At 44.6% G+C, this 11945-nt stretch carries 10 protein-coding genes; 4 read left to right on the top strand and 6 right to left on the bottom strand.

The features are described 5' to 3' along the window. Positions 1–291 (bottom strand): transposase (locus BMX50_RS35230; protein ID WP_394332329.1); only part of this gene is annotated, 291 nt, incomplete at its 3' end. A gap of 61 nt (positions 292–352) precedes the next feature. Between BMX50_RS35230 and BMX50_RS30395 the strand changes: the two genes are divergently transcribed. Beyond that, a complete protein-coding gene (locus BMX50_RS30395) occupies positions 353–1276 on the top strand; it encodes a S1C family serine protease (protein ID WP_091220280.1) in 924 nt (307 codons plus the stop codon). 69 nt (positions 1277–1345) lie between these two features. On the opposite strand, the gene BMX50_RS30390 is transcribed toward BMX50_RS30395, so the two are convergent. The 3 genes from BMX50_RS30390 to uxuA form a co-directional block, all read right to left on the bottom strand. Further along, positions 1346–2458 (bottom strand): glycoside hydrolase family 43 protein, encoded by a 1113-nt coding sequence (locus BMX50_RS30390; RefSeq protein WP_091220303.1) that lies wholly within the window; start codon positions 2456–2458, stop codon positions 1346–1348. A gap of 23 nt (positions 2459–2481) precedes the next feature. Then, the gene (locus tag BMX50_RS30385) at positions 2482–4662 is read right to left on the bottom strand and encodes an alpha-glucuronidase family glycosyl hydrolase (protein WP_091220277.1); all 2181 of its coding nucleotides are present in this window, start codon (positions 4660–4662) and stop codon (positions 2482–2484) included. Positions 4663–4846: 184 nt separating this feature from the next. Beyond that, complete coding sequence (gene uxuA, locus BMX50_RS30380) at positions 4847–6052, bottom strand: mannonate dehydratase (RefSeq protein WP_091220274.1); 1206 nt, start codon at positions 6050–6052, stop codon at positions 4847–4849. A 158-nt stretch (positions 6053–6210) separates the two neighbouring features. Here uxuA and BMX50_RS34990 point away from each other — a divergent pair, with 158 nt between their 5' ends. The 3 genes from BMX50_RS34990 to BMX50_RS30370 are packed head-to-tail and all read left to right on the top strand — an operon-like array spanning position 6211 to position 8001. Continuing rightward, positions 6211–6414, top strand: coding sequence for a LacI family DNA-binding transcriptional regulator (locus tag BMX50_RS34990; protein ID WP_244281145.1), 204 nt, complete (start codon positions 6211–6213; stop codon positions 6412–6414). Positions 6415–6446: 32 nt separating this feature from the next. Continuing rightward, positions 6447–7238 (top strand): LacI family DNA-binding transcriptional regulator, encoded by a 792-nt coding sequence (locus BMX50_RS30375; RefSeq protein WP_244281144.1) that lies wholly within the window; start codon positions 6447–6449, stop codon positions 7236–7238. 16 nt (positions 7239–7254) lie between these two features. Continuing rightward, positions 7255–8001, top strand: a complete 747-nt coding sequence (locus BMX50_RS30370) for an SDR family NAD(P)-dependent oxidoreductase (RefSeq protein ID WP_091220269.1) — start codon at positions 7255–7257, stop codon at positions 7999–8001. A 307-nt stretch (positions 8002–8308) separates the two neighbouring features. Here the strand turns inward: BMX50_RS30370 and BMX50_RS30365 are convergent, their stop codons facing one another. Continuing rightward, positions 8309–9832: a glucuronyl esterase domain-containing protein gene (locus BMX50_RS30365; protein WP_091220264.1), complete on the bottom strand. Its 1524-nt coding sequence runs from the start codon at positions 9830–9832 to the stop codon at positions 8309–8311. Between the two features lie 27 nt (positions 9833–9859). Next, positions 9860–11788: a sialate O-acetylesterase gene (locus BMX50_RS30360; RefSeq protein WP_091220262.1), complete on the bottom strand. Its 1929-nt coding sequence runs from the start codon at positions 11786–11788 to the stop codon at positions 9860–9862. Positions 11789–11945: the final 157 nt, after the last annotated feature.

The raw sequence follows: 11945 nt of genomic DNA, 5'->3' as shown, positions 1-11945 counted from the left end.
ATCCCTGGCAAGTTGGCGGGCAGATAAGCCTTTTTTAGCATTCAGGATTAAACTAATAGCCAGAAACCATTTGGGTAAAGGCAGCTTCGTATCTTCGAAAATCGTCCCAACCAATACACTGTAGCTACGATTGCATTCATGGCATTGATGCCGATGGGTGGCTGTACGTTTGCTGCTTCGCTTTCCGCCACAATAAGGGCATGTAGGCGCTTCCTGCCACCTTAGGTGCTCAAGATAACTTATGCAGGTAGCCTGATCTGGAAATCTACTAATCGTCTCTATTATATTCATTTCCATAAAGATACATATTTTTCATGTCAATTCATGGGCTATTACTTTTGAAAGGATTATTATGGATAGCTATTCAGCTACAATTATCAATGCTGTTGATAAAGTAAAGACAGCAGTTGTAAAGATCGAGATTTTCAATCATGTAAACGGAAAAGAACAGGCTGCCGGATCGGGTTCAGGATTTTTATTCTCTTCGGATGGTTACCTCTTCACCAACAGCCACGTTATACATAACGCCAAAAAGATTACCGTAAAAATGCATGACGGCACAACGCACGCTGCGGAACTCGTTGGCGAGGACCAGGATACAGATTTAGCCATCCTTAAAATCAACGGTGCAGAGTTTACACCTGTGAAATTCGGGGACGCCGATCAGCTTCAGATCGGTCAGCTGGTCATCGCAATCGGAAACCCGTTAGGATTTCAGCATACGGTAACAGCCGGAGTAGTTAGCGCACTAGGCCGAACATTGGAAGGCCAGGGCGGCAGGTTGATGGATAGCATGATCCAGACAGATGCGGCACTAAACCCCGGAAATTCAGGCGGGCCGTTAGTCAACGGTGATGGCGAGGTAGTAGGCGTAAATACCGCGGTAATCAGAGGAGCCCAGGGCATCTGCTTTGCTATCAGCATTAACACAGCTAAGGATATTGCAAATCAGCTCATCAGGTTTGGAAAGGTAAAAAGGGCATACCTTGGTGTTGTTATGCAGCAGATAGATCTGGTTCCGAAACTTCGCGCAATTCATGAGGTATCTAATAAACAGGCGTTATTTGTTTCGGATGTTGCTAAAGATAGCCCTGCTGCTAAAGCAGGGATCCTTAGCGGGGATATTATTTATTCCTTCAACAACCAGCCGGTCGAAACATCCGACAACTTGTTTAAAATGCTTACCGAGGATAAAATAGGCCAGTTCCAATATATCGGCATCCTTAGAAACAACTATAAAACTGAGTTCAGGATAACGCCTGTGCAAAAGAACTGAAAATAAAATAGGCACTTCACATGTGGAAGCAGCCTATTTTTATTTTCATACATTTTAATGAATACGCTCCTACAAAAACGGATCAATCAGTTTAATAGATCCATCAGCGTTATGCTGTAGTTCGGTTACCTTCACATTGCGCAGATGCGTTTTGCCCGATAGCTGGGTATCATGATAAAATATATACCATTTGCCTTTTATTTCGATAATGGAATGATGAGTTGTCCAACCTTGTACCGGCTTCATAAATACGCCTTTATAGGTAAATGGCCCCAGCGGACTGTTGCCTATTGCATAGCAAAGGAAATGCGTATCGCCGGTTGAATAGGTAAAGTAGTATTTACCGTTGTACTTGTGCATCCACGAACCTTCAAAAAAGCGGCGGTCGTGGTCTTTGGTCAGCAGCGGTTTGCCAAGGCTATCTAAAATAACAGCATCTTTTACAGTGCCGTCAAAGGTTTTCATATCGGGTTTAAGCAGAGCTACTTTACAGCTTATAGCCGGGGCATCTTCCTGTTTCGAATCGGTTTTTGATCCGTCTGCTTCATATTTGCCGGTTGTCCAGCGCTGAAGCTGTCCGCCCCATATCCCGCCGAAATACATATAGGTTTTACCATCAGTATCCGTAAACACAGCCGGATCAATACTGTAACTTCCTGCTATTGGCTCAGGTTCGGCTTTGAAGGGGCCCACCGGGTTGGCAGAAGTTGCTACACCAATATGGAAAACATCCTTTTTATCCTTTACCGGAAAATACAGGTAGTAGGTCCCATTTTTATAAGCGGCATCCGGCGCCCAAAGCTGCCTGCCTGCCCATGGAATATCTTTAATATCAAGCGCTACACCATTGTCTGTAACCTTACCGCCAATGCTATCCATCGACAGGATGTGATAATCCTTCATGGCAAAATGATCGCCGTTATCATTTTCGGGGATACCTGCATTGATATCATGCGAAGGATAGATATAAATTTTACCGTTAAATACATGTGCCGAAGGATCAGCAGTATAAATGGAACTGATAAGCGGCTGGGAAAGGTATTTTACTTTTTTACCCGTATCCACTTTAGTGCTGTCGGCTACATCTGCTGTTTTTTTAGTTGATGAGTTGCATGCACTCAAAATGCATAACGGTGCAAAAAGCGTAAGGATTAATTTTGCTGTGGTAAATTGCTTGCTCATTGGCGTTTGGTTTATGGTGATCATTAATTGGTCATGTAGTTATTGCCCCCTATGCCCGGCACATAGTAAAATTTCAGCTTTTTATAATAATCCAGCGGATGCTCCGGCTTAGGATAAGCAGCCCCGACGGGCATTTTTGAAAATGTTTGAAAATATAAAACACAAGCATCCCGCCAGGTCGTAGCCTCATTTAATTGAACCTCCATCAGCTGTTTTACTTCAGTAAAACGTTCTGCGTCTATCTTGCCCTGCATTTTATCCCAGGTAAGCCCCATTTGCTTAACGGAATCGGCCCCAATATAATAGTGATGAACAAGTTCATCCCACAATGACCTGCCCGAGCGCATTTTATAAGTCCAGCTTAAACGATGAAACCACAGCAAGTACTCATCGGGGCAGGTCTGCAGGTTTTCCCAATTTGCTTTAACCTCCGGTGCATATTGCGATAGCGCATTACTTCCTGAAGTTGTACGGTCAAAACCTATCCCGGCCGAATCTGCCCTGTGATAATAAGTGGCGTTCCAGTCCGGGCGACCAGCATTATCAACCCATGGGCCAGGGCCGTAGTGCGTTGATACCCCCATAATATGGTGCAGCCCAAGCGGTGTCATATAATTAACGGTATTTTCTCTTGATTGCAGCATGAAGCTTTTTACAGGGGATACAAAATTTTCATCATTGGTAAAAGTCATCCTGAGCCAGTCGCCGGCAATTACCGCCGATGATTGATCAGGGCTCCAGGCCATGCGGCCGAAGGCATACCAGTTGGCCTGTGCAAATGGATGGCCACACCAGTTTAAATCGGTACCGATGTTGGCCACACCTGCCATGCCGGTTATCAGTTTCCTGTTAAAATCGCCTTTAACAACCCGCGCTACGGTTGAGCCTCTGCCATGTGTGTATGTATCTGATTGCAAGCATTCGGCAAACAGCGGCGCTTCATAAACCAGGTGGGTCGAAAAGCCGAGATACTCCTGGGTTAACTGAAACTCCATCATCAGCGGGGTATTGGGCATAGCGCCAAACAGGGGGTGAAATGGCTCTCTTGGCTGAAAATCTATCGGGCCATTCTTTACCTGGATAATCACATTGTCCTTAAACTTTCCGTCAAAAGGTTTAAACTCGTTATATGCCTGCTTAAAGCGGTCGTCGGGTACCTTATTATCATAAACAAAGGCACGCCACATCACTATACCATGATGCGGCGCTAAAGCGTCGGCCAGCATGTTTGCGCCATCGGCATGGGTGCGCCCATAACTTTGCGGGCCAGGTTGCCCCTCCGAATTAGCCTTCACCAAAAAACCTCCGAAATCGGGGATGTAATGATAAATTTCATCAGCCTTATCAGCCCACCATTTTTTTACTGCAGGATCAAGCGGATCGGCTGTTTTTAAGCCGCCCAATTCAACCGGGCTGCTGAATTTTACCGACAGGTAGATCCTGATGCCATACGTTCTGAACACATTAGCTAAAGCCTGCACCTTTAATAAATATTGCGGCGAAAGGATCAGGGCATCGGCATTTACATTGTTCACAACCGAACCATTGATCCCTACCGAAGCATTGGCCCGCGCATAGTCAATATAGCGCTGATCAACAATACCTGGCAGCTTATGCCAGTTCCAGATGGATGAACCCGCATAACCCCGCTCTACAGTGCGGTTCAGGTTGTCCCAATGATCCAATACCCGGTACATGATGCGCGGATGATCTGAAATATTCAGTTTATTTATGGATTGGTTGGTTTGGATCAGCTTTAGAAAATTAAAAACACCGTACATAACCCCTACATCGGTATTGGCCATTATCACAATACCTTTCTTTTGGCCAATCAATGTTGTTTTAATGAGATATCCTTCGGTGCCAATGCTATCAGGTACACTTATTGAAAACGCCTTTAATGTTTGCGGTGTGCCTATTATAACAGTTTGCCCGCTCATGATATTTTTAGTGTCGGCTGGTTTTAATGTCAGCATGCCATCCAGTGCGGTTAAGAGTTCCGCTTTTGAAGCTTTAAGCTGATCTGATGCCGTCGGGAAGATCATGTATTTCAATTGCTGCCTGTAGCCGGCAGCCAGTTGCGTGTTGGTTACCTTATTATATTCAAGCCACAGTTTATAGCCATCGTTTGCATAAACTTTGCTTATCGCCGCTATAAAAAGCAGTGCAAGTAAACACATGTACTTTATTGAATATTTGGCCATGGCATTATTAATTCAGTTTCATAAACCACTAAGCGATTTATAAAAAACTACAATTGATCTGTTGAAAAATTCATGAATGAAACGGACTAAGATCCAGCTTCATTTAGTACGGTTTATAAATTTTTATATCTTGCAATCGATTGCAAGATATAATTCCTATCACATATTTCAAATAGGAATTTATTTATTCCCTAAGCCCATCGTACAACATGCGCTTTACCCCCATCTCCAATCCGCGTAACTCGGCCAGGCCTTTTAACCTTCCAATTACTGAATAACCAGGATAGGTATCGTAATTAAAATCATCCAATAGTTTATGCCCGTGATCTGGCCGTACAGGGATCGCTATATCAGTCCGGCCTGCATTTTTGCGTGCTACTTGCTCATTAACTATAGCTTTCATCACAGCATACATATCAACACTGCCGGTTAAATGATCAGCCTCATAAAAGCTGCCGTCCTGTTGCCGGGCAACATTACGCAGGTGCAGAAAATGGATCTTCTCTCCTAACTCCGCTATAATTTGAGGAATATCATTTGCACCTGATGCCCCTAACGAGCCGGTACAAAGCGTTATACCATTGGCAATTGAAGGATAACAGTTTGCAATATCAGTAAGATCATTTAAGGAAGATGCTACCCTGGGTAATCCGAGAATAGGAAACGGAGGATCATCGGGATGGATACACATTTTAATACCCAGCTTTTCGGCATAAGGAATGATCGCCCTTAAAAAATAAAACAGGTTTTCCTTTAATGCGCAAGCATCTACCCCACTGTATTTATTAAGATGTTCTTTAAACTCGGCAATAGTAAAAACCTCATCGGTTCCGGGCAAACCGGCCAATATAGTATTGGTTAATAGTGTTCTATCATTATCACTCAATCCTTCGAGATAAATTTTTGCAGCGGTTTGTTGTTCAGCGCTAAATTCATTAAAGGCATTCTCCCGTTCTAAAATATAAAGGTCGAACGCTGCCAAAGCGGGAGCATTATAAAGCAATGCCGAGGCACCGTTTGCTAAACGATGATCAAGGTGCGTGCGGGTCCAATCCAATACCGGCATAAAATTATAACAAACGGTAAAAATTCCTTCCTGTGCTAAATTTTGCAGCGTTTGGATATAGTTATCGATATACTTATCACGCTGAGCATTGCCGATTTTAATACTTTCATGAATATTTACACTTTCCACAACAGCCCAGTTAAAACCTGCATTTTCAATTATAACCTTCCGCTGCCTGATCTCTTCCCGGCTCCAAACATCACCACAGTTTATATGATGAAGCGCGGTAACTATCCCGCTTGCACCTGTTTGTTTTATTGCATTTAAAGTTACCGGGTCGGCCGGGCCAAACCACCTGAAGGTTTGTTCTAAATCTGGTACCATACTATTTTAAAACGGATATTTATTAATGCGATAAATTTATGCAACCGATTGCATAAATTTGAATAATCTGTTAATATTTTTATACTTTTATCCCGTAAACCATTTTGCATCGGTCGCAACCACCCGGCAACATCGTTTATCTGCTTTAGATCACTGATATGCACGACAACGAAAAAGAGATAACCATATATGATATTGCCGAAAAGTTAAATGTTTCAGCAGCTACGGTTAGCCGTGCGCTTAAAGATCATCCCCGGGTTAAAAAAATACTAAAAAGAAGATCGTTAAGGCTGCCGAAGAAATGGGATATCGTTCCAATTCGTTTGCCAGTAATTTACGTCGAAAAAACAGCAATATCATAGGTGTTATAGTCCCCCGGCTCAACAGTAGTTTCATGTCGGATGTTATTGCAGGCATCGAAAAAGTTGTAAATAACAACAATTACAACCTCATCATCAGCCAGTCGTTAGAAACGATGAAGAAAGAGGCCAGTAACGCCAGGGCTATGTTGAATAACCGGGTTGACGGCTTGTTGGTTTCACTGGCTTATGACACTACCAGCATTGAGCATTTTGAACCCTTTATTAAGCGTAAGATCCCGGTACTATTCTTCGACAGGATTTTTGAGCATGAGCAATACCCACAAATCTATATCGATAATTTCAAGGCAGCCTACGAGGTAACTGACCACCTGCTTACACAGGGCTGTAAAAGAATAGTGCATATCACCGGCAACCAACTGCGTAATGTTTACGCCGAACGCCTTCGCGGATATAAAAAAGCCCTCGAAGCACACCACGTTGATTTTGATGAGCAATTAGTGATCATCAATGATCTGAGCGCGAAAGAAGCTGTAGCGGCAACCGAAGCTATATTAAAAATGGATCCCCTTCCTGATGGCATATTCACCGTTAACGATGTGAGTGCCGTAAGCTGCATACAAGTGTTGAAAAAAGCAGGCATCAAAATACCCGAACAAATAGCTGTTGCCGGCTTTAATAATGACCCGGCAGCCTGTGTAATTGAGCCCAATCTTACTACCGTAAATTATAAAGGATATGAAATGGGCGAAGCGGCCGCCAGCATGCTCATCAATCATCTGGCAGACCGGCAGGATCTGCAGCAAACGCATAGCCTCATCCTCAGATCGGAATTGATAGTACGTGAATCCTCCAGAAGAAAATAATATTTTTTAAACCCTAATGAACTCAAAAATCAAACTTGCTATTGTAACCGGGGGAGCGTCCGGCCTTGGACTTGCCACCACCAAGAAATTCATAGAACAGGGCATCAAAACTATTATTATCGGTCGCGACGAGTCAAAACTCATTTCGGCGGCACAGCAGTTTGGAGAGCTTTGCACCTACAGGCAATACGATTTGAGCGATACAACCGGCATCCCACAATTAGTAGCTGAGATTGAAGCTGAATTTGGCGTGCCCGATATTTTAGTTAATAATGCAGGCATCAACCATAAAAAGGCTTTTGCCGAGGTTACTGACGAAGAGTTTTCAAGAGTGATCCAAACTAACCTTACCTCGGTATTTGCCATAAGCCGCGAGGTGGTAAAAAGTATGTTAAAAGCAGGCGGCGGAAGTATAGTTAACATCAGTTCGATGGCGGCGCAATACGGCATTCCATATGTTATTGCTTATTCCGCGTCTAAAACTGCTATTGAGGGTATGACAAGGGCTATGGCTACCGAACTTTCACCGCAGGGCATCAGGGTTAACTGCGTTGCACCGGGCTTTATCGCTACTGATATGTCGGCAAAGGCGCTGGATAATGATCCGGTCCGCAAGCAAAAGGTTATGGGCCGCACGCCAATGGGTAAATTAGGCGAACCCGCCGATGTTGCCGAAGCCGTTTATTATTTGGCTACAGACAGCGCCAAATATGTAACCGGGGTTGTATTACAGGTTGATGGGGGTAATTCGATAGGGTTTTAATAGGAGTAAATTAAAGGTCATGCCGAATTTATTTCGGCACCCCACATGCTAAGTTTACGTCATGCATGATCTACATTAATTGAGCAGCCCACATTGTGCGGCCTCTAAATGAGCCGCCCATGATATAATAAAAATCGAGTTAGGTGTTGAAATAAGTTCAACACCTAACTCGCTAAACAGCCACGCAAAGTAAATTGGCTCCCTGGCTTATGGGATGCCGAAATAAATTCGGCACGACGTGATGGAAATATCATTTCCGCCTTCAGAACCATTGGATATCAAATACTTGCTGTCACTCTTTGATAAATCACTTCCCACCACCTTCCTTCCCATAATGCATCAACTTATTGGCCCAGGCAATAAAATATTTTACGTTTGGTGCGTCGGTATGGCCGCCATCATGCTGACGCCAGGCAAGTTCACCATCAAGCAGCCCTGTGTTAATCGGTGGCATCTTCTCGGTTTTATAATCGTTTGAAACACCTATATCTTTTACACCAAGCAGTTTAAATACTGAACCGGCTGCCACGGTTGCCATATAGCTCCCCTGCTGATCGAGCCATTTGGCGTCGCCCTGTTCCGGCACGCCATAGCTTATAAAAGTAAACCTTGGCGCACATAAGGCTATCAATTCATTTGCATCTACCGGTAGATCTTTTGCAGTTTTAGGACCAAACGAGGCATCTGATGCGCCATATTTCATAAAATTACCGGCCATCCAGTAGTATCCTCCGCCGGTAAGACTTTCCACAGCTTCGCCAAAGTTTCGGCGATGTAGCTTGGCCCCACCCTCCCCCGACGAACCGATTAACCCCATAGCAAACCGTTGCTCAAAAGCCAGTGTTACAAGAGCGGCCTTTCCGTACCGGGATACACCTTCAATACCTACATGTTTAGCATCAACAGCGGGCTCAGTTTCCAGGTAATCTAACGCGCGTGCTGCTCCCCACGACCAGGCACGCAAAGCTCCCCAATCCTCCGGCTTGCGCGGCTGGCCTTTATTAACCAAACCGATGATCCCTTTGGTTAAGCCTTCTCCATTATCCGCCTGAATAGATGACGGATCAATTAACACATAACCCCAGCCGTTGGCTATCAGCTGCGTTGCCGTTGGCGGATCACCTTTCATAACCGGGAAACCACCGGGGCCAAAAGGGGATTGTTCGGCGATGGGGTTATAGGCAGGATATTGTTCAAAAATGGTTTTAAACTCGGGGTGTTCTTTTACAAGCAGCTCTTTTAATGCAGTGTTGATTTTTTCTACATCGGCCGCAGGGGGTTGCGCGGGCGCAGGTAAAGCGCTTCGGCCAAACATCATCAATACCGGTACCGGCCCTTTGGCATTTGCCGGAACTACCAGGGTCATTTCAATATTGACATTGATGAGCGGGTAAGCCGTATTATCAACATGACCAATAAGCTGTTTGGCGATCACCGGATAAAAGCCAACCCGTTCTTTATCTGTAACCTTAACCGACCATGTTACTTTGGGCACGTTGGCAGGAATGCGACCGTAAATCTCGCGCTCCATGTCCTCCACAATTTCGGGGCGGCGCTGCTTCCACCACATTTCGGCCGTGGTTACTTTTTTACCATTTTTTAATGTGAGCGCATCGGGCAAATCCGGGTAAGGATTGGCTAGCGCTTCATCATAATTAGCGTGATTAGGGGCAGATTCATCACCGCTGGGCCCGTTACGTAAGGTTTTAATCCCCAACTGTTTCATCATATTCTGATGATCCTGATCGGCAGTAAAGTTTACCGGTGCAGCATTTTGAGCTTTGGCCGCGATAGTGCATGTGAGTAAGAAAAACAAGGCAGTACTTTTCATTGCTCCTGGTTTAAATTTGGTTTATGGTTATTGTAGTTTCTCTGTTTGAAATGGAGATGCAGGAAGGCCTTCCTTATTATAAAGGTTTGCCCCGTCGGGGTTATCGGCCCAGGCATATCTTACATAAAGTGGTGCTGAGATTCTATCATTCCAAACCAACACCTTATCTCCATTAATAACCGCCTTTGCCCAAACAAACTTTTTATCGGCACCGGCTATTGCAAATTGCGACAGCTCATCGCCATCCTCAGCAGCAAGTCCCGCACCTGCGTTTTTAAAAGTGATCTCTATTTTATTCCCCTCAATTTTAGCCGATTGATAAATCGGTCCCGTTGGTACAACATCCGCATCACCGTAGGCCACATTTTCGGCCGCACGGGCAAGCCGCTCGCCTACCGTTTTTTTATTGAGGGGATGAATATCATTCCATTCGCCGGCATCGATGGTCACCGCCATTCCTGTATTGGCTATCTCCAGGGCACTAAGTTGCCCTTCCCGCAACTTCGCCCAGTCACTCTCCGCTGGCGAGTACTGTACCTCGTTAAAGTTAGGAAGCTGGGCATAGATAAAGGGAAGATTGCCTTGCTGCCAGCGGTTACGCCAGTCGGCAATTAGGGCTTTTAATAGTGTACCATATTCGGATGCACGGGAAGCATTACTTTCGCCCTGGTACCAAACCATGCCTTTGATAGTATAATTGATAATCGGCGCTACCATGGCGTTATAGAGCCCGGTGGGTTCATTCTGGGCCGAAAATTCCGGTTTCATCCAAACTGGTTCAAACACCTGCCCTACCTTGTATTGCCAATCACCCCGAAGGTCGATAGTATCACCGGCTATTGCCAGATAGTACGGTTTATCGGGTACAAAACCACCTTTGCCCGATGTATTGGTAATACGTACCACAATAATATTTTTCCCCTGCTTCAATAACCCTGCAGGCACAGGGTAACGCCTTGGCGGATACTGATAGGTAATGTTTCCTACCTGTTTGCCATTAATGTATGTTTGATCGGCATCCACGATTCTGCCTAAAAATAGCTTAGCCGCTTTACCTTGTACCGATGCAGGCAGGTTTATTTCCTTTCTGAACCATACTACCCCATTGAGGCCTTTGATACCCTGATCTGCCCAATAGCCGGGCAGCCAGAAATGGTGCCAACCGTGCGGCGAATAATCAGTATCGTACCATGGCCTTGCTTCATTTAAACCTTTATCAATATTAACCGGAGCCTCGGGCTGCGGGTGCTTTTTCAATACACTATCTATAAAAGCGGGGTTGCCAAACTGGGCAACCCGGTCATGATAGGGTTTAATGTCTTTCAGGCCATCATTGCTGATCCATGCTTCAATAGGCGTACCGCCGACACTTGAGTTGATAATACCAATAGGTACATGATATTTTTGATATAGCTGTTTAGCAAAAAACCATGATGCAGCTCCAAAACCCAAAACACCTGCCGAATCAGCCTTAATCCATTTGCCGGGCAAAAGGTCTGGATGCTGTTTGGTTACATCTGCTTCTGTCTTCACAAAAAAATTCCGGATCTGTGGATAATTGGCTTTAGCTATTTCATCAGGGTATCTTTCCTTTACCCGCTCCATAGGCAAAACCATGTTTGACTGGCCCGAGCAAAACCATACATCACCAATCAAGATATCCTGGATTGTGATGCGGTTATTACCGGTAATTTCCATGGTATATGGCCCTCCTGCCTTCATTGGCTGCAGGGTAATTTTCCATGAGCCACTTTGGCCGGTAACTATACGATATGTTTTACGCTGAAAGTTAACGGTGATCTTCTCGCCTGCATCTGCCCATCCCCAGATCTTTACTTTGGCATCGCGCTGAAGCACCATGCCATTGGCAACCAATTGCGGCAAGCGTACTATTCCATAGCACGGTAATATCAAACAAGCGAACAGCGCGACAAACAACAGCTTCACTGACCTCATAACTCCGAAAATTTTATTGATGGTTTATTTCACTAAGTAACAAATAAAAAAAGATTTGTGCAATCGATTGCACAAATCTTTTTTTATTTTAATTCCTGATTAGTCAGTAAATGATCATAAATACACTCATAGACCTGCAACGCAGTAGTAATGAGCA

It is taken from the genome of Mucilaginibacter gossypiicola, assembly GCF_900110105.1.
GTDB classification, from domain to species: Bacteria; Bacteroidota; Bacteroidia; order Sphingobacteriales; family Sphingobacteriaceae; genus Mucilaginibacter; species Mucilaginibacter gossypiicola.
This window is presented reverse-complemented; position numbering and strand designations above follow the sequence as displayed.

Excerpts from the sequence above, each read along its gene's own strand:
- BMX50_RS30395 (WP_091220280.1), top strand. The coding sequence starts at position 353 with ATGGATAGCTATTCAGCTACAATTATCAATGCTGTTGATAAAGTAAAG.
- BMX50_RS30390 (WP_091220303.1), bottom strand. The coding sequence starts at position 2,458 with ATGAGCAAGCAATTTACCACAGCAAAATTAATCCTTACGCTTTTTGCA.
- BMX50_RS30385 (WP_091220277.1), bottom strand. The coding sequence starts at position 4,662 with ATGGCCAAATATTCAATAAAGTACATGTGTTTACTTGCACTGCTTTTT.
- uxuA (WP_091220274.1), bottom strand. The coding sequence starts at position 6,052 with ATGGTACCAGATTTAGAACAAACCTTCAGGTGGTTTGGCCCGGCCGAC.
- BMX50_RS34990 (WP_244281145.1), top strand. The coding sequence starts at position 6,211 with ATGCACGACAACGAAAAAGAGATAACCATATATGATATTGCCGAAAAG.
- BMX50_RS30375 (WP_244281144.1), top strand. The coding sequence starts at position 6,447 with ATGTCGGATGTTATTGCAGGCATCGAAAAAGTTGTAAATAACAACAAT.
- BMX50_RS30370 (WP_091220269.1), top strand. The coding sequence starts at position 7,255 with ATGAACTCAAAAATCAAACTTGCTATTGTAACCGGGGGAGCGTCCGGC.
- BMX50_RS30365 (WP_091220264.1), bottom strand. The coding sequence starts at position 9,832 with ATGAAAAGTACTGCCTTGTTTTTCTTACTCACATGCACTATCGCGGCC.
- BMX50_RS30360 (WP_091220262.1), bottom strand. The coding sequence starts at position 11,788 with ATGAGGTCAGTGAAGCTGTTGTTTGTCGCGCTGTTCGCTTGTTTGATA.